A 16,832-nucleotide genomic window follows, 5' to 3' on the forward strand; every position below is an offset into this window, starting at 1 on the left:
AAGTATCTCGTCATTGTCCGTAAGTTTCGCTAAAAGCAGGTTTTCCCCGAGAATTCAGCAAGATCGATCAGTCGTCCCGCTTTGGCGTTATTGAGTACAGAGAGAGAGGTGAAGCTGGGAACGCGATGACCGCGTTCATTGCTGATGAAACTGAAGCCTTGATGTGCCGCTATTCAGTGGCAATCGCACTATCCGTCCGCGCGCATGCTGACTATCGCCAACAACAGCGCGATCAGCGTTGCTACCCCTCGTGTCGGGCAACCATTCATTTATTACGTGATACTTACCATTTTATCGAACGATGATTTCTCGACAAATCGCTATCAACATCTGCATATGAAATTTCTACGCAGTCGATCGGGCATAGCGCGCACCAAAATCAGACGGCACGCACCGATTGCGTGAAAATTCCCATCGGCTTCCTGATCGCTGCAAAGCATTTCACCGATCGCCTGACCGGGAAAACGTCACAAGGGATTCATGCATGCCGCCGACGCGACTGGAACATCTGCCGAGGCTCGCTGACAGTCCGGCGCACCTCATTTTGACAAACAGGTTTCGCACCAACAGTTGCAATTTCTAAATTCAGGATGACGAAGAATTAACCCAACTTCTTTTCGTTCACCGTTGACAGTCCGCTATTGATGTGAACTCGTCGGCTCGACAGCTATCGAGGTGCGCCCTCGCCTTGCGAGTCGGGTTCGGACCCAAAAATCCGACTGGTCCGCGATCAGCCCGTCCGCTCGCACTGCAACCAGATGCGTCGCATATGAAGCGTAGCGCTTTCCGCCACGCCCGCTTTACGTACAAAAGCAGCCCAATGGCGAACAACAACCATCGCCGTAACTGTTACATGAGCGATGGCGTTTAGCCAGATCTCCGGTATTAGTTACAGAAGGTTTTTGGCAGACGAATTATAAACGTTTCATCCGCGTAACGTGCCGTGTTTTCAGGCGATAAGTGATAACTACGAGAAAGCCGGAAGCGAGGCGGCCGGAGATTTTCCAAACAGGCGTGAATGGAAAAACTCCGCCTCGTGCTGAGGCGGAAAACGCACATCTTTGATTCGTCAGTCGATTACTGACGCTTTTTTTGGTCCGCGTTCCGTGCGTGCAATTTATATTAGTAATACGAATTCGTTAACCGACGTTCTATTGCGTCGAGGTAGCGAGCAAAACGGGATCGTTGCGATAAATATCCGGGAACATGCGCTTCAGGTCGGCCACCTTCGGCAGATCGTTAACAGCGATATACGGGTAGTCCGGATGCAGTGCGAGGAAGTTCTGGTGATAGCTTTCGGCCGGATAGAAGCCCTTGAAGTTCTCCACATGCGTCACGACCGGCGCTGAAAACACATGTGCGTTATCGAGTTGTGCGATATACGATTGCGCGATGCCGCGCTGCGTCGCATTCACGGGAAAAATCGCCGAGCGATATTGCGTGCCGTGGTCGGGGCCCTGATAGTTCAGTTCGGTAGGATTGTGCGCGACCGAGAAGAATATCTGCAGCAAACGCCCATACGTGATCTGCGTCGGATCGTAAGTAATCTGCACCGACTCCGCGTGTCCCGTGTCCCCTTCACTGACGGTCTCGTATTGCGCCGTGGAAGCCGCGCCGCCGCTATAACCCGAGGCGACCTGCTTCACGCCGCGCACGTGTTCGAACACGCCTTGCACGCCCCAGAAGCAGCCCCCCGCGAATACCGCCGTTTCGCTGTGCGTCGCGGCGGCCTTCTCGTCCTGCACGGGAGCCGGAATCTTTGTGGCGGCCTCAGCCGAATGCGCGACGTGCTGCGCGGCCACGACGCCCAAAGCAACGACGACGAGGCCTGTGAGCCGAGTGACGGAAAAACGCTTCCGCAGCGACGCTGGGCCAGTGGGTATCGTGCGCATGATGGTCAGTCCTTGAGATCAGGTTAGTGTCGAATGAGGCCGCTTGTGCCGGCTTATCCGAACGTGAAGGCAAACGCCTGCACCCCCGGGTTGAGAAATTCGATCGAGAAGGTATGGTCCGCAACCTCGCCGCTTTGCCGCACCAGTTGATACAGACGCTGCCCGGTCACAGTGCCGCTACCATCGGGCGCGATGTCTGTGCCGTGCGAGGCGCCGGGAGCGGCACCGTCGAGGCTCACGCGAAACTGCACTGGCTTGCCGTCCTTACCCGGACCGAGCACCAGATGCAGGTCGCGCGCATGAAAGCGATACACAATCCGTCCCGACGCGGCGGCGAGCGTGGCGTGCTCCGCGCCCACATTCCATGAACCGGCAAGACCCCATTCGTTGACGCCGGGCAGCGACGGTGCCGCATAGGTATGCGTCTTGCCCTCGACTTCCCCGCCCGGCGACGCGAAGTTCTCCGCCCGCTGATAACCGACATAGGTTTCCGGCGATTGCATGTCGGCGTTGTCCGCGGCGGCCTGTACGCCTTGTGCGCCAGCGCTCGCAATACCGATTGCAACCTTCGACGCATTCGCGTGACCCGCTTCGGTCAGCAATTGCTGGATCACCCTTTCGGATTCCGCATAGTCGCCTTCGCCGAAATGGTGATAGCGGATCTGACCTTTGGCGTCGATGAAATAGTGTGCGGGCCAGTACTGGTTATTCAGCGCGCGCCAGATCGCGTAGTTGTTGTCGATCGCCACGGGGTAGTCGACGCCGAGGTCATGCGTGGCCTTCTTCACGTTGTCGATATTACGCTCGAAGGCGAATTCCGGCGCGTGCACGCCAATCACGACGAGCCCCTGATCCTTGTATTTCTGCGCCCACGCTTTGACATACGGCAGCGAACGTAGACAGTTGATGCAGGAGTAAGTCCAGAAATCGATCAGCACGACTTTGCCGCGCAGATCCTGCAATGTGAGCGGTGGCGAATTGAGCCATTGGACCGCGCCGTCCAACGGGGGCAGCACGCCTTCGACCGGCAGCGGCGCCGCATCGGCGACGGTGCGCATCATCGCGCCGCCGGACATCGTGGCAGCGGCGGGTTCGGTGTCAGCGGTCGATTGCGTCGCCGGGTCGGCGCTTTTCATCGCGCCGCTGCCGGATACGTCCGACGGGTTTCCCGCAACAGACGACTTGCTCGCCGCCGCTGTCGGCGAAAGCTTGTCGACGAGTCTCTGTTCGAGACCGCCGGTCGCGACCGTCGAGACACGGGCGAGCACGCCGGTGTCGAAACCGAGCGCGATCGCGGCCACGCCACCCAGCATCGCAACGCCGATCCCGCGGCGAATCCACTCGCCCGCGCCCAATGAACGCTTCATTGCCGTGAACACCTTGCCGCCGATCAGCAGCGCCACTGCCAGAGACGTCGCCGCGCCGGCCGCATAAGCCGCCAGCAGCAGCGTGGTGCCGACGCTCGCGCCGCGCAGTGCCGCGCCGGTCAGCACGAGACCGAGAATCGGACCGGCGCACGGTGCCCACAGCAGGCCGGTGGCAATGCCGAGCAAGAACGACGAACCCGCGCGAACCTGCTGGCCGTCGGCCTGCGCGAAATCGGACAGGCGATTGCCGGCGCTGACGAGCGGCCGCATCAGATGATCGGCGAAGCGTGGGAACAGCAACGTCAGCCCGAAAATCGCGAGCAGCGCGATAGCCAGCCAGCGGCCATACTGGTTGGCCTGCGTAACCCAGCCGCCGCCCACGGCGGCCAGCGTCGCGACAACGGCGAACGTCAGCGCCATGCCGGCGAGCAAGGGCAAGCCGCTGCGCACGAAAGGCTGATCGGCGCGCGCGAAAACAAACGGCAGCACCGGCAGGATGCACGGGCTGAGAATGGTGAGAGCGCCGCCGAGATAGGCGAGAACGATGAGTAGCATGGCGATTCCGAACGTTCGTGCAGGTCGGTTACAGTAGGCACGCGGGCTCGGGCGGCAGCCGGCGTACAGCTCATCCAGGGCCTGATATTGCGGAAAGTGCCCACATGCTAGAGCGCCACCGATCCCGAAGTCCTCACGGAAAGTTAAATTAAATGTGATAACTCGCCGCCGGGAAATTTTGCACAATGACGCAATGGCCGCCTTTCCCGGTCCTGCTTTTGAACCACGCCCCGAACTGCCGCTGAAGCCAGCCATGGACAATCCGAAGCGCATCCTGATCGTCGAAGACGACGTCGACATCGCCAACGTGCTGAGCCTTCATTTGCGCGACGAGCGCTATGAAGTCGTGCACAGTGCCGACGGCAATGAAGGGCTGCGCCTGCTGGAACAAGGCGGCTGGGATGCGCTGATTCTCGATCTGATGCTGCCAGGCGTCGACGGACTGGAAATCTGCCGGCGCGCCCGCGCGATGACACGCTATACGCCGATCATCATCACCAGCGCGCGTTCGAGCGAGGTGCACCGCATTCTCGGCCTCGAATTGGGCGCGGACGACTATCTCGCCAAACCGTTCTCCGTGCTGGAACTGGTGGCACGCGTCAAGGCTCTGCTGCGCCGCGTCGACGCTCTCGCGAAAGATTCGCGGATCGAAGCCGGCAGTCTGCGGCTTGCCGGGCTCTCAATCGATCCGCTCACGCGCGAGGCGGCCGCCGACGGCAAGCCGATCGAACTCACGCCGCGCGAATTCGACCTGCTGTACTACTTCGCGCAGCACCCCGGCAAGGTGTTCTCGCGAATGGACCTGCTCAATGCGGTGTGGGGCTATCAGCACGAGGGCTACGAGCACACCGTCAACACGCATATCAACCGGCTGCGCGCGAAGATCGAGGCCGATCCGGCCCAACCCGAGCGCATCCTGACCGTCTGGGGACGCGGCTACAAGCTCGCTGTGCCTGGCGAGACAGCCGCGCCCAACGGCGCACCGAAGGACGCATCGTGAATCTGACGCTGACCCAGCGGCTTTCGCTCGTTTTTTCCGTGCTGTTGCTCGCGTGCTGCGGTGCGTCGGCGTTCCTGCAAATCCGTTCGAGCGATCTGCACGAAAAAGAAGTCATACAAAGTCTGTCGCGCAACCTCGCCGACCATATCGCTCATCGCACCACGCTGATGGATGCCAACGGCTTGCGGCCCGACGCGGTCCGGCAACTGTTCGGGCAACTGATGATGGTGAATCCGAGCGTCGAGGTGTATCTGCTCGACGACCAAGGCCGCATTCAAGGCGACGACGCGCCCGCCGGACACGTGAAGCGCGCGCAGGTGGATCTGACGCCGATCCACCGATTCATTGCGGGCGAGCCGCTGCCGATTCTCGGCGACGACCCGCGCAGCCTCGACGGCAGGAAGGTGTTCAGCGCAGCGCCGCTGCAACTGGGCGGGCAGGCACCGTCCGGGTATATCTACGTGGTCCTGCTCGGCGAAGAACACGACGCGCTCGCCGCGCACGTGGCGGCCAGTTCGGTGCTGCGCACGACGTTGTGGTCGATGGCGCTGGTCGCGCTGTTGGGATTGCTCGCCGGTTTGACCGCATTCGGCCTGATCACGCGGCCGCTGCGCCGCCTCACCGACGCCATGCGCCGCTTCGATGCGGAAGGTGAGCCCGATATCCAGCCGAGTGTGCCGCGCTCGTCGGTGGCCGGACGGCGCGACGAAATCGCGGTCCTCGAAGCCACGTTCGCGCAGATGGCGAACCGCATCGGCGATCAATGGCGCGCGCTGACGCGTCAGGATCAGCAGCGCCGCGAACTGATCGCCAACATTTCGCACGATCTGCGCACGCCGTTGACCTCGCTGCACGGCTACCTCGAAACACTGTCGCTGAAGGCCGACACGCTAGGCGAAACGGAGCGCAAACGTTATCTGGCCATCGCGCTCGCACAAAGCGTCAAGGTGGGCCGGCTCGCACAGGCGTTGTTCGAACTGGCCAGGCTCGAACACGGTAATGTGCAACCGGCGTTCGAACAATTTTCGCTGGTCGACCTGGTGCAGGACGTCTTTCAGAAATTCGAGTTGCCGGCCGAGGCGCGGCACATCCAGTTGCGAGCGGTCATTGCGCCGCGCCTGCCGAATGTCTGCGCCGACCTGGCCATGATCGAGCGCGTGCTGACGAACCTGCTCGACAACGCGATCCGCCACACACCCGCCGAAGGATCGATTGAGATCGATCTCGCGCACAAGGACGGCAAGGTGTCGATCATGCTCAGCGACACGGGGCCCGGTATTCCACAGGAGCAGCGCGAGGGGCTGTTCGAGCGCCCATTCAGCTCCGGCGGCATGCATCGGGGCGGCGGACTCGGGTTGCTGATCGTCCAGCGCATGCTGCAATTGCAGCATAGCCAGATACGCCTGCTCGATAAGGAAGGAACGGGCACGACCTTCTGTTTCGAGTTGCCGACGGCTGTCGTCAGAGCGAGTGCCGCCGGCATCCCTTTGTGACGGCTCGCGCTGGAACTCGCTGCGAGATGCCATGTGCGAGACGGCTCAGACCAGCAAGTCGTCATAAACCGAGCCGAACGACCGTCGGCGAGCGCCTGCTTCGACGCTGCTTCCCGCCCCCTTCTTCGGCCATATCTGCCTGGATATAGCGAACGAAACGCCCGCTGTCCATGACACACACCACCTTACTGTGTGTCATAAAGACGACAAATAACCACTAAATCGTTTACGGACAGATAACGTACCGATATATTCCGCAAGACATAACGGTCAAGGCGGTGCGCTTTTCTCAACGACGCCCACGCTGCGAAATTATTCGCCGATGCTTCGACGCGTCCGTCGTCAGGCAGCGGCGATCACGCACAGCGTGTTCGTTGTCTCGCCCCCCCGTTCATTCGCGTTCTTCAGACATCGATCTCCGCTTGCGCGACCTCGCGCCGCCTTGTCGCGGGTGCCCGATATGTCTGGTGTCGTTTGCAAACCCCGGTCGCGCGCCGCCCCGCAACACGCGCTGCGCCGCCATCCTATAAAAAGAAGGAAAAATGAAAAAGACTCTCCTCGCAACCGCCGTCCTTGGGAGCGTAACGCTCAACGCGCATGCGCAAAGCAGCGTCACGCTGTACGGCCTGATCGATGCCGGCATCAGCTATGTGAACAACGCTCGCGCCGGCACGAGCCACGACCGCCTCGTCAAATATGACGACGGCGTGGCGTCGGGCAGCCGTTGGGGCATTCGCGGCACGGAAGATCTGGGCGGTGGCCTGAAGGCGCTGTTCGTGCTGGAAAACGGCTTCAACAGCGGCAACGGCACGCTGGGTCAGGGCGGCGCCATGTTCGGCCGTCAGGCGTTCGTCGGACTGTCGCAAGACGGCGTCGGCGCGCTGACGTTCGGCCGCCAGTACTCGTTTTCGACAGACTACCTGGGCGGCACGTATTCGAATGGTAGCCAGACCGTCGCGGGCAACTACGCTTATCACATCAACGACGTCGACCAGTTGACGTCCAGCCGCATCAACAACGCTGTCAAGTTCAGCAGCGCGAACTTCTCCGGCTTTACCTTCGGCGCATTGTATGGCTTCTCGAACCAGGCGGGCGCTTTTGCGGGCGCACCGGCAAGCGGCACGGGCGCGGCACCGGTCGCGGGTTCGTCGCGCGCATATAGCTTCGGCGCGAACTATGCGAACGGTCCGATCAGCGTCGGCGCGGCGTACACGGACATTCGCTTCCCGAGCCAGGCTGTCCCGACATTCTCGACCACGATTGCGAACGTCACGACGGGCAACGTGCGCGATCTGCGTACGTACGGTATCGGCGGCCGCTATACGATCGGCGCGGCCACGCTGTGGGCGCTCTACACCAATACGCGTTTCGAAACGCTGACCGGCGCGGCGACCACGTTCACGGCTTACGATGCGGGCGCGAAATACGCGTTCACCGCAGCACTGACGGTCGGCGCGGGCTATACGTACATGCATTTGAGCAACGCGAATACGGGCCACTGGAATCAGGGCGACCTGAGCGTGGATTACGCGCTGAGCAAACGTACCGACGTGTATGCGCTGGGTATCTATCAGATCGCTTCGGGCCACAATACGGCAACGGGCGACGTGCAGGCGCAGATCGGCTCCAGCACGAGCTTCTTCGGTCCGTCGGGGTCGGGCGCGGACAACCAGTTGGCGTTCCGCGTGGGCATCCGCCATCGCTTCTGATTCCCCGGCTTTTCGGGAGTCTCGGCAATCAGACGCCGATCGCCGCCCTCCGAAGCCGCCGACGCTCCAGCCAGTTGCGTAGCTGACCGGCCACGAATGCGCTTATCAGCAGCGACAGGTACAGCATCAAGATGTCGTGTCGCCATGCATCGAGTGCCGGTTGATGCGCAACCAGTTTCGGGTCGGGCCGCAATGGCCCGACACTGGCTGCCATGACCGCCTGCTTCATGTGGATGAAACCGGCGGCGGACAACAATGGCATCAGAACAAGCATTCCTGTCAACACGGGTTTCGCGCGGCGTGCCATAGCGTGATGGCGCATACGCAACCACAGTCCAAGGCAACCATGCAACCAGCCGGGTGCAAGGAGTGCCAGTTGCAAGCCTTGCGTGCCGCTCGTGACTAGCGATATCACAATGCGCTCATAGTTCGGTTCGAGGCCGTAGAGTGAGGCGGCAAGGCGGGTGGACACCGCATGCCGGATCAGCAACAGGGGAAGGCTCAGACCTGCCCACAGCCGAACCCATTCGGTGAGCGGCAACGCCCAGTAGCGGCGCCCGTAGATGGTTCGCAACGCCAGCGAAAAATGCAGCAGGGCCGCGCCATATAGAAGCACCGTTCCCGGCATGCTGTGCCACAGTCGCAGCGCCAGCACGAGACCTCGCCCGGCAAGATCCAGAGACCAGATCCCCAGCGCGTGATTGACCAGATGCAGCAATAGATAGACGAGCAGAACGACACCGGACACGAACTGGAAACGGCGCAGCAAAGTGGGCACGGTCAGTTCCTCGACACAGAACGCACAGGCCGTCTCCCGTACCCGTCACCCGGCTTAGGGTTCGCCGTCTTATCGCGCACCGCGTCGGCAAATTTCTGCAGAGCAGACAGCGAACCGCAAACGCTAAGGTATTCCTCGCGGCCAATTCTGCCGTCGAGGATAACCGCCATCCCCGACTGACGAGCCATGTCGATAATGTCCATTTGAGCACCCCAAATTCGTGTCTTCATGACTCCAAGACTCCGGATTTCGAGCGTTTATTCCCGCCTTTCTGCTCACGCATCCCACCTTCGGCGCGCTGACGCATCGACGCCGGGAATAAGACATTCACTCCGATGGTTTACCGGTGCAGAGCGCGCTGCTGCCGACCTATGTCGAGTTCAAGCATTGCGCTCGTACATTCAGGAGTATCGACATGAAACTGCCCTCGCTGAACCTGCTCGCGATCCGCGCCGTGCCTAAAGCGCTCATCGTGAGCACGGCTTTTCTGGTTACATCAACCGGTGTCTATGCGCAAGCGTCGCCGGAGTCCGGCACGCACCAGATTACGCGTGCCGAAGTGCGGCATGAACTCGAGGAGTTAGAGGCGGCGGGATACGACCCTTCTCGCGGTGACGAAAGCGACTACCCCGCTGACATTCAAGAAGCCGAAAGAAAAGTGGCCGCCATGCATACCGCCCAAATGAATGCGCTAGCGGGCGGCCAACCTGCCATGCAGAGCATGCCAATGCATTGATGGCGATCCTGTGTGTGAACGCGTGGATCGCGGGCTCCCCCTTTGAGCGTCGATCGTCTTTGCGATTGACGCTCTCGTTTATCGGCGACAGGTCGACCATGTCCGGTCTTGACCGCCTACGGGAAAGCTTCGTCTTTTCCGAACCTTCGCTTCGCAATTAACAGATTTATCCGATCCGCAACATACCGCAGACTGGGGCTCATCTTCACTACGGACATCGTCCGCGAAAGGATCTCATCATGCGCACCTATCCGCGTAACAGCCCTCAAGCCGCAGCACGCATCGTCGCGCTGGCCCTCACCTCCGACGGCCACGTCAGCAGTTCGGAAGAACGTGTGCTGGACAGACTGAACATTGCCGGCGAACTCGGTCTCGCACCTGCGCAATTCGAGCAGATCGTGCAGACGTTGTGCGAAGACCACTCGGTCGCACAGCCTTCGCTCGCGCCGCCGGTGGGTCATCTCGACCCGGCCATGCTCACGACCTTGATCGACGAGATCGACGACCCCGTGCTGCGCCGCAAGGTCATTCGCCTGTGTGTGGCCGTGGCGGTCGCCGACGATTATCTGGCGGACGGCGAAATCGCGCTGCTTGCCGCGGTATTGAACGCGTGGGGCCCCAATCTCACGCCTGTCGCGGCTCGTCTGGGTCTCCCGTCACACGTGCTGCGCAGTTATAACCGCGCGGCGGCCACCACCTGAGACGCGAGCCCGTGATGTTGCCCACGACGCGAGCGGATGGCGTGGATCTCCTCGATCACGCCGTCCGCGCGGCCGAGCCAGCGCAGGCCCCGCAGCAGCGTGAGATCCTCCGCGCCCAGTTCCGCGAGCGGAAACACGCCGAGACCGCGCGCGGCGAACACCGCCATCAGCGCACTGTCCTCGAACTCGCCGACGATTCGCGGCCGGATACCCTGCGCCTCGAACCACCGGTCGAGCCGCGCGCGCAACGCGGCGTGCCGGGTGGGCAGAAGCAGGGGCACGTCCGCGAGGCATTGCGGAAAGCCCGCGCGGGCAGACTTGCGGACGATCTCCGTGGGGCCGTACCAATCCACCGGCGAGCCGGCCAGGCGCTGGCTCAAGACGCGCAGATCGGCATTGTGCGGCGCCGGCTGGCACGCGAGCACGAGATCGAGCCGGTGCAGCGCGAGCTCCGACATCAACTCCGCATGCTCGCCCTCGTGACACAGCAGCCTGAGCGACGGCGTACCGAGCACCGGCGCCAGCAGCGCGTGTGCCGCGAGCTTTGAAATGCCGTCGGAAAGACCGACGGCGAGCCGCGCCACGCCTTCCCCGCCCGCCTCGCGCATTTCGTCGAGGAGCGCCTCGCCGAGTTGGAAAATCTGCTCCGCGCGATTGAATGCCGTTTCGCCGGCCTCCGTCATCGTGACGCCCCGCCCCGCCGGTTTCAGCAATTGACGCCCGATTGATTTTTCCAGCTCCCGCACCTGCGCGCTGATGGTCTGAACCGCCATGTCGAGCCGCTCGGCCGCGCGCGCAAAGCCGCCTTCCTTCACGACGATCCAGAAATAGTACAGGTGACGATAGTTGAGCATGGCATGACAGTTCGAAAAAACCGATATGTTACTCAGGGTATCACTGATTTATCCGAACGGGAGAGACAGCGATCATGACGCTATTCCGAGGTTACCCACATTCATTCGACAACCGACACTATGGACTTCCTGCTCGCACTCGCTACCGACCCTGCCGCATGGGCAGCGCTCCTCACGCTGGTCGTGATGGAAATCGTACTCGGCATCGACAACCTGATCTTCATCTCGATCCTCAGCAACAAGCTGCCGGAAGCCCAACGCGCCCGCACGCAGCGCCTTGGCATCATGCTCGCGCTCGTGCTGCGGCTAGGCCTGCTCGGTACGGTCGCGTGGATCGCGCAGTTGACCGCGCCCGCCGTCACGCTGTTCGGCCATGCGTTTTCGTGGCGCGATCTGATCCTGCTCTCCGGCGGTCTGTTTCTCGTCTGGAAAGCGACACGTGAGATTCACCATCACGTGGTCCATGCCGAAGAAGAACGCGACAAAACGGGCAGCACGGTGCAGTTGACCGTGGCGGGCGCGATCGGCCAGATCCTGTTGCTCGATATCGTGTTTTCGGTCGACAGCATCATCACGGCGGTGGGCATGACGGACCATATGCCGATCATGTTCGTCGCGGTGATCAGCGCAGTGCTGGTCATGCTGTTCGCAGCGCGCCCGCTGTCACGCTTCATCGATCGCAATCCGACCATTGTCACGCTCGCGCTGAGTTTCCTGCTCGTGATCGGCATGACGCTGATTGCGGAAGGTTTTGGCTCACATGTGCCGAAGACGTACATCTATGTGGCGATGGCGTTCTCCGGGTTCGTCGAGGCGATGAACATGCTGGTACGCCGCGCGAAATCGAAGCGCACGCTCGGCACCGGGCAATGATCGATAGCGGCAGATAGTTTTTTCCGGATCGGGCGGCTCGCCGGACCGAGCGTTCGATGCCTTTGTACTCTTGAGGAGCGACACCATGAAATGCCCTGTATGCAAGACCACCGACCTGCTGATGACCGAGCGCCGCTCGATTGAAATCGACTACTGCCCGGACTGCCGCGGCGTGTGGCTCGATCGCGGCGAACTCGACAAGCTGATCGCGCAGGACACCGCGAATCTCGACGCGCCGGCCGCCACGCGCGCAAGCCGTGAGAGTCACCGGGATCGGGACCACTCGTACGACAGTCACCGTGGCTACGACGATCATCGAACGGGCTACCGGACGCAAAAGAAGAAGCGCTCGATTTTCGACGTATTCGATTTCGACTGAGCACCGTCTGCCATGATGAACGGTGCTGAACGAAGCGCCGGAAGTATCCCGGCGCATATCACGTTAGCGTGCTTTGCCGCGAGCGCTCTTGCCGGCATTGCCGGCGCGCGGCGTATCCTTACCCGCCGGCGCCGCGCCACCGTTGATCTGCTCCATCCACGACAAGGCGTCGACATAGGATAGAAACTGCTTCAGATAACCCGGCGAAACCTCGCGCATGAGCGAGAGCGCCCGGTGCACGAGGCTGCTCGAATTGAGCGGACCGGCATTCCCAGGCACTTGCTCCAGCGACTGCCGCATCTGCTTCTCGGTACGGACTTTGGACCAGACTTCCCTGAAGTAATCGAGCTCCGCCAACTCTGGATACGAGGCGGATCGCGGCAAGCCGATCGTCGAGAGTGCGGGTTGCCTTGCGATGGAGTCGACCAGGCTCTTCAGCGTTTCATGCGCAGGCTCGTTTGCCGACACCGCGCTGTGCGTGCGTGCGTCGGCGTAGGCAGTCGCGGATGCCGCGCCTTCAATCTGCCTGGCATAGGCTTCCAGCAAACCGGCCAGCCTGTCATCCAGAATACGTCGCGCCTCGCCGCTATGGCCGGCCGCGCGCCGCGCCAGCGCGTTGATGAAATGGAAGCGGACAGGCTCCAGACGATCGGCGCCGCGCTCGCGCCAGGCGTCGAGCGTCGCGCGGGCTGCGCTGATCGGGTCGCTCTCGTCGTTACTCATGAGGCTTCACCGTGGAGGTCGAGGGGCGCGGGACCGGTGCGATTTCCACGCGCCGGTTTTTGGCGCGCCCCTGTTCGTCCGCATTCGAACTCACCGGCTGCCCGGAGCCGAACGCTGCCGCAAAGAGCGACGACGCGGGCACGCCGTCGTCGATCAACGCGCGCGTCACCGTCAGCGCGCGTTGCGCGGACAATTCCCAGTTGTCGGCAAAACGACGATTGCCTTCACGCAAGCGCTGGTCGTCGGTAAAACCGCTCACCATCAGGATTTCGTCATTGGCGCGCAGATACGCGGACAGCGGCCCGGCCAGACTCTTCAGCAGATCCCGGCCTTGCGGCTGCAATTGATCCGAGTTCAACGCGAACAGCACATTGCCGCTAATGCCGATGCGACCATTCACCAGCGTCACGCGCCCGGCTGCGAGCGGGCCGGCCAGCGCCTGCTCCAGCGTCTTGCGGCGCTGCGTTTCCAACTGACGCTGCTTGACCTCCTGCTCCAGTTTGCTCGACAACTCCAGCTGCACGCCGATCACGCCCACGAGGATCAGCACGAAAGCGCCCAGCAGCACCGACATCAGGTCGCCGAAAACCGGCCAGATCGGCGCGACCTGCTCCACGCCGCCGTCGATGTCCTCGCTCATGCCGCTTCAGCTCCCGCCGACGCGCGCCGGCCGGCGAGTTGCTGCAGGTCTTCGACGATCTGCTTCTGCGACATCACGCTCAGATCGATCACCTCCCGCGCCTGCGCCACGTAATAAGCAAGCTGCTCGTCGCTGCGTGCGAGGGATTTGTCGAGCGCGGTTTCGATACGCTGCAGGTGCGCGACCAGCTTGTCGTTCGACTCGCCGAACACTTGCACGGCGGCGCCGAACGCTTCGCCGAGACTCGCCACTTCGACGGCACTGCCGGTGACCTGCGCGGCAACCGAGCCCAGCTTGCCGGTTTCGAGTTCGATCCTGTCGGTGAAGCGTGTCCCCACGCGTTCCAGCAAATCCGCCGAGGTGGCGACGAGCGCGTCGACGGCCGTGCGCTGTTCCGTGGACGCATGATTGACCGCGTCGAGCAGGGTTTCCAACGTTTCCAGCAGGCGGCTGCGCTCCTGCAGCATCGCGGTGTCGCGGACCATGCTGTCGGAGAGCTTCTGGCGCAGTTCGGCGACGACTTCGGCGGCGGCCTTCGGCGCTTCCGAGGCGGCTTGCACGAGTTGGCCGACCTCGGCGATCGTGCTGCTGGCGTGCGCCTGGGTCTGGGCCGATATGTCGCGCGCGGTTTGCGCCAGCGTCTCGCAGATTTCCTGCTGACGGCTCGCAGTGCGCGCGCCCGCCTGTTCCCACTCCTTGCTCAGCGTCGTAGCCATCGCACCGAGTGTCTCGGTCCAGGCTGCCAACCGTTGCTGATCCCGCGAGGCCAGTTCCGCCTGCAGGTTCGCCGCGGCCTTGGGCGCTTCCGCCGCGGCCTGCACGAGCCGGTCGATCCCGGCAATCGTATTGCTCGCGTGCGCCTGGGTCTGGGCCGAAATATCGCGCGCGGTTTGCGCCAGCGTCTCGCAGATTTCCTGCTGACGGCTCGCGGTGCGCGCGCCCGCCTGCTCCCACTCCTTGCTCAACGTCGCGGCCATCGCGCCGAGCGCTTCGGTCCACGCGGCGAGCCGCTGTTCGTCCTTCGAAGCCAACTCGGTCCGCAAGTCCGCATGCGACTGTCCCACGCCGTGCAGCAAAGACGCCGCGTGCTGCTCGAAGGTGGCGGCAGCTGCCGCCAAGGCTTGCTGGTTGCTCGCCGCAAGCTTCTCGCCGACGCTTTGCTGGCGCGACAGCGCCTCGTTCCAGGCCTGCGATACGCCACCCGCCGCACTTTCCAGCCGTGCGGCGACGCCGTCCAGCAAACCGGCCGAACGTTGTTCGAAAGTGCCGGTGAAGCGATCCAGCGACGCGCGCAGGTGCTGCGCCAGTTCCTCGCTCGAACGCTGATGTTCCGCCAGCGCCTTGTTCCAGATGTCCGCGACGGTCGTGGTGCTCGCTTCGAAGCCGCTCGACAGCCCGTCCAGTTGCCGCTGCACGGCTTGCGTGACGGTGTCGTGCAACGCGGCCGTTTCGCGCGCGAGGCCGGCCATCGTGGCTTCCATGACCGGCTGCAATGCCGCGCCGGCGGCGCGCGTGCTGTCGGCCACGCTCGTCTTCAACGACTGCTCGACCGAACTGGCGAGGCGCGTGTAGGCGGCCTCGGCCCTGCCGTGAAAAGCCTCCTGACTCGCGATCTGCCGCTCGTTCAACGCGAGGCTCTGCTGTTCGATGGCCGCCATCATCGTCTGCAGCCGGTCGACCAGCATGGGCATCACCTCGGTCTGACGCTGCAGCAGCCTGAAGGCCTCTTCGCGCTGATGCGTCTGCGAGTAGATGCGCAAGGTCGTCGCGATCTTCACGTCGAGCATTTGCGCCGCCTGCAGACGCTCGCGCCGGCATAGCGCGGACAACAGGCCCAGCATGGCGGAACTCGCCACGCCCGCAATCGAGGTGCCGAACGCAAAACCCAAGCCCTTGACCGGCGCGGCCAGCGAGGCGCGGATCGCCTGCAGGTCGGTCGCGCTTTCCAGCGCCATGCCGGTGCCGCGCAAGGTCGCCACCATGCCGAGGAGCGTGCCCAGCATGCCCAGCAATACCAGCAAACCGACCAGGTAAGGCGTCAGCGCCGGCCCCGGCAAGGCCACGCGCTCGCCCTCCACGCGCAGGCGCACCGCGTTGCGCAAGCTGGGATGCAAAGGATCGAGCCACGCGCCGAGGCTCGGCGGCGGCGCGGACAGCCCCGCGACGGCGCGCGTCAGCGTGCCGGTGGCCTCGCGGTAGCGATGCAATTCGAGCGCGCCCGCCACGTAGCAAACGCCGATCAATAAGGTGACGGCCAGCGCCAGCGGGTTCGAACCAAGGTAGCCGGCGGCGATCCAGCACACAGCGGCCAGACCTGCCAGAAACACAACGAGATCAATACGATATCTGGACATAGCGTCCCAGTTAGCTGGAGCGAAGGGCGGCGAGCAACCCTTCGACCGGTTGTAAACGAATCTCCAGTTCGGCAAGCAACACGCTCTGCATATCCTGGCGAAACAGGTTCAGCCATGCGCCGGGCGTGGGCGCCGCTGCGTCGCTTGCAGTCTCGCTTGCGGCCTCGGCAGCGGCCAGCGCCGCCTGTTCAGCGGCGCGCAAGCGCTCGAAGTGCCCAGCGAGCAGCGCGGGCACGCCGGCCAGCAGACTGCGCTCGCGCTCGCTCAGCGCGCGCTCCATCACCGCGTCCACCACCGCGAGCCGCGCCATGTTGGGCGTTCTGGCCGCCAGCATGGCGCGCAGGCGGCCACGCAGATTGCCGATACCCGTTTCCATCGACTGCTGGATGGCGAGATAGCGCTGCCGAAAAACGGCGTAGTCGGCTGCCGGCTCCGTGGGCACACTCTGGGAGGACGCGTGCATGGAGCCGTGCCGCCTCGCGACTGCGAACACGCTATCGCCCGTAATGGCTTTGGCCAACGAGCTGCGCGCGCGGAGGTAGTCCGCCTCTTCGGCGCTGCCGAAGGCTCGCGCGCCAGCGGCAACGGCAACGGCAGGCGGATTGCCGTTCAGCGCCGAGGACAGCGCGATGGCGTCGGTCCAGCCGAGCCATTGGCTGAGCCGGTCCGAAAGCGATTGCCGGGATTCGGGAACATCGACATCCGCCAGGCGCGCCAGTAAGCGAATGAGCGCCGGGCCGCTGAGCGCAGTGCGCTGGGGGGTTTGCAACATACCACC

At 62.9% G+C, this 16,832-nt stretch carries 15 protein-coding genes; 7 read left to right on the forward strand and 8 right to left on the reverse strand.

Features of this window, described 5'->3' with window-relative positions:
- Positions 1–1,151: 1,151 nt before the first annotated feature.
- Positions 1,152–1,892 carry a peptide-methionine (S)-S-oxide reductase MsrA gene (gene msrA, locus PDMSB3_RS32095; protein ID WP_007177920.1) on the reverse strand — a complete coding sequence of 247 codons (741 nt, stop codon included), beginning with the start codon at positions 1,890–1,892 and terminating at the stop codon, positions 1,152–1,154.
- Between the two features lie 53 nt (positions 1,893–1,945).
- Positions 1,946–3,814 (reverse strand): cytochrome c biogenesis protein DipZ, encoded by a 1,869-nt coding sequence (locus tag PDMSB3_RS32100; RefSeq protein WP_165189051.1) that lies wholly within the window; start codon positions 3,812–3,814, stop codon positions 1,946–1,948.
- 253 nt (positions 3,815–4,067) lie between these two features.
- Here PDMSB3_RS32100 and PDMSB3_RS32105 point away from each other — a divergent pair, with 253 nt between their 5' ends.
- The 3 genes from PDMSB3_RS32105 (at position 4,068) to PDMSB3_RS32115 (ending at position 8,016) form a co-directional block, all read left to right on the forward strand.
- Entirely contained in the window at positions 4,068–4,814 is a 747-nt protein-coding gene (locus PDMSB3_RS32105; protein ID WP_165189053.1) for a response regulator transcription factor, read from the forward strand.
- Positions 4,811–6,307: a sensor histidine kinase gene (locus tag PDMSB3_RS32110; protein ID WP_007177923.1), complete on the forward strand. Its 1,497-nt coding sequence runs from the start codon at positions 4,811–4,813 to the stop codon at positions 6,305–6,307. The genes PDMSB3_RS32105 and PDMSB3_RS32110 overlap by 4 nt, the downstream gene beginning before the upstream one ends.
- Positions 6,308–6,849: 542 nt before the next feature.
- Positions 6,850–8,016, forward strand: a complete 1,167-nt coding sequence (locus PDMSB3_RS32115) for a porin (protein ID WP_007177924.1) — start codon at positions 6,850–6,852, stop codon at positions 8,014–8,016.
- Positions 8,017–8,044: 28 nt separating this feature from the next.
- Here PDMSB3_RS32115 and PDMSB3_RS32120 read toward each other — a convergent pair whose 3' ends face one another.
- The gene (locus tag PDMSB3_RS32120; RefSeq protein ID WP_007177925.1) at positions 8,045–8,794 is read right to left on the reverse strand and encodes a hypothetical protein; all 750 of its coding nucleotides are present in this window, start codon (positions 8,792–8,794) and stop codon (positions 8,045–8,047) included.
- A gap of 415 nt (positions 8,795–9,209) precedes the next feature.
- Here PDMSB3_RS32120 and PDMSB3_RS32130 point away from each other — a divergent pair, with 415 nt between their 5' ends.
- Positions 9,210–9,530 carry a DUF4148 domain-containing protein gene (locus PDMSB3_RS32130; RefSeq protein ID WP_007177927.1) on the forward strand — a complete coding sequence of 107 codons (321 nt, stop codon included), beginning with the start codon at positions 9,210–9,212 and terminating at the stop codon, positions 9,528–9,530.
- A gap of 239 nt (positions 9,531–9,769) precedes the next feature.
- Positions 9,770–10,231: a hypothetical protein gene (locus tag PDMSB3_RS32135; protein WP_007177928.1), complete on the forward strand. Its 462-nt coding sequence runs from the start codon at positions 9,770–9,772 to the stop codon at positions 10,229–10,231.
- On the opposite strand, the gene PDMSB3_RS32140 is transcribed toward PDMSB3_RS32135, so the two are convergent.
- Complete coding sequence (locus PDMSB3_RS32140; protein ID WP_007177929.1) at positions 10,204–11,085, reverse strand: LysR family transcriptional regulator; 882 nt, start codon at positions 11,083–11,085, stop codon at positions 10,204–10,206. The two genes, PDMSB3_RS32135 and PDMSB3_RS32140, sit on opposite strands and share 28 nt — an antisense overlap.
- 120 nt (positions 11,086–11,205) lie before the next feature.
- Between PDMSB3_RS32140 and PDMSB3_RS32145 the strand changes: the two genes are divergently transcribed.
- Positions 11,206–11,958 (forward strand): TerC family protein, encoded by a 753-nt coding sequence (locus PDMSB3_RS32145; protein ID WP_007177930.1) that lies wholly within the window; start codon positions 11,206–11,208, stop codon positions 11,956–11,958.
- An 85-nt stretch (positions 11,959–12,043) separates the two neighbouring features.
- The gene (locus PDMSB3_RS32150; protein WP_007177931.1) at positions 12,044–12,337 is read left to right on the forward strand and encodes a TFIIB-type zinc ribbon-containing protein; all 294 of its coding nucleotides are present in this window, start codon (positions 12,044–12,046) and stop codon (positions 12,335–12,337) included.
- Positions 12,338–12,400: 63 nt separating this feature from the next.
- Here the strand turns inward: PDMSB3_RS32150 and PDMSB3_RS32155 are convergent, their stop codons facing one another.
- From PDMSB3_RS32155 to PDMSB3_RS32170, 4 genes are read right to left on the reverse strand one after another with little or no spacing between them, the layout of a single operon-like run.
- Positions 12,401–13,060, reverse strand: coding sequence for a DUF2894 domain-containing protein (locus tag PDMSB3_RS32155; RefSeq protein WP_007177932.1), 660 nt, complete (start codon positions 13,058–13,060; stop codon positions 12,401–12,403).
- On the reverse strand, positions 13,053–13,700 hold the full coding sequence (locus tag PDMSB3_RS32160) for an OmpA family protein (RefSeq protein WP_007177933.1): 648 nt from the start codon (positions 13,698–13,700) through the stop codon (positions 13,053–13,055). Before PDMSB3_RS32160 ends, PDMSB3_RS32155 begins: the two co-directional genes overlap by 8 nt.
- A complete protein-coding gene (locus PDMSB3_RS32165) occupies positions 13,697–16,054 on the reverse strand; it encodes a DUF802 domain-containing protein (protein ID WP_165189055.1) in 2,358 nt (785 codons plus the stop codon). The genes PDMSB3_RS32160 and PDMSB3_RS32165 overlap by 4 nt, the downstream gene beginning before the upstream one ends.
- Positions 16,055–16,064: 10 nt before the next feature.
- Complete coding sequence (locus tag PDMSB3_RS32170; protein WP_007177935.1) at positions 16,065–16,826, reverse strand: DUF3348 domain-containing protein; 762 nt, start codon at positions 16,824–16,826, stop codon at positions 16,065–16,067.
- Positions 16,827–16,832: the final 6 nt, after the last annotated feature.

This window comes from Paraburkholderia dioscoreae (assembly GCF_902459535.1).
Lineage (GTDB): Bacteria > Pseudomonadota > Gammaproteobacteria > Burkholderiales > Burkholderiaceae > Paraburkholderia > Paraburkholderia dioscoreae.

Excerpts from the sequence above, each read along its gene's own strand:
- PDMSB3_RS32170 (WP_007177935.1), bottom strand. The coding sequence starts at position 16,826 with ATGTTGCAAACCCCCCAGCGCACTGCGCTCAGCGGCCCGGCGCTCATT.
- PDMSB3_RS32160 (WP_007177933.1), bottom strand. The coding sequence starts at position 13,700 with ATGAGCGAGGACATCGACGGCGGCGTGGAGCAGGTCGCGCCGATCTGG.
- PDMSB3_RS32155 (WP_007177932.1), bottom strand. The coding sequence starts at position 13,060 with ATGAGTAACGACGAGAGCGACCCGATCAGCGCAGCCCGCGCGACGCTC.
- PDMSB3_RS32140 (WP_007177929.1), bottom strand. The coding sequence starts at position 11,085 with ATGCTCAACTATCGTCACCTGTACTATTTCTGGATCGTCGTGAAGGAA.
- PDMSB3_RS32165 (WP_165189055.1), bottom strand. The coding sequence starts at position 16,054 with ATGTCCAGATATCGTATTGATCTCGTTGTGTTTCTGGCAGGTCTGGCC.
- msrA (WP_007177920.1), bottom strand. The coding sequence starts at position 1,892 with ATGCGCACGATACCCACTGGCCCAGCGTCGCTGCGGAAGCGTTTTTCC.
- PDMSB3_RS32130 (WP_007177927.1), top strand. The coding sequence starts at position 9,210 with ATGAAACTGCCCTCGCTGAACCTGCTCGCGATCCGCGCCGTGCCTAAA.
- PDMSB3_RS32115 (WP_007177924.1), top strand. The coding sequence starts at position 6,850 with ATGAAAAAGACTCTCCTCGCAACCGCCGTCCTTGGGAGCGTAACGCTC.
- PDMSB3_RS32100 (WP_165189051.1), bottom strand. The coding sequence starts at position 3,814 with ATGCTACTCATCGTTCTCGCCTATCTCGGCGGCGCTCTCACCATTCTC.
- PDMSB3_RS32135 (WP_007177928.1), top strand. The coding sequence starts at position 9,770 with ATGCGCACCTATCCGCGTAACAGCCCTCAAGCCGCAGCACGCATCGTC.
- PDMSB3_RS32145 (WP_007177930.1), top strand. The coding sequence starts at position 11,206 with ATGGACTTCCTGCTCGCACTCGCTACCGACCCTGCCGCATGGGCAGCG.
- PDMSB3_RS32150 (WP_007177931.1), top strand. The coding sequence starts at position 12,044 with ATGAAATGCCCTGTATGCAAGACCACCGACCTGCTGATGACCGAGCGC.
- PDMSB3_RS32105 (WP_165189053.1), top strand. The coding sequence starts at position 4,068 with ATGGACAATCCGAAGCGCATCCTGATCGTCGAAGACGACGTCGACATC.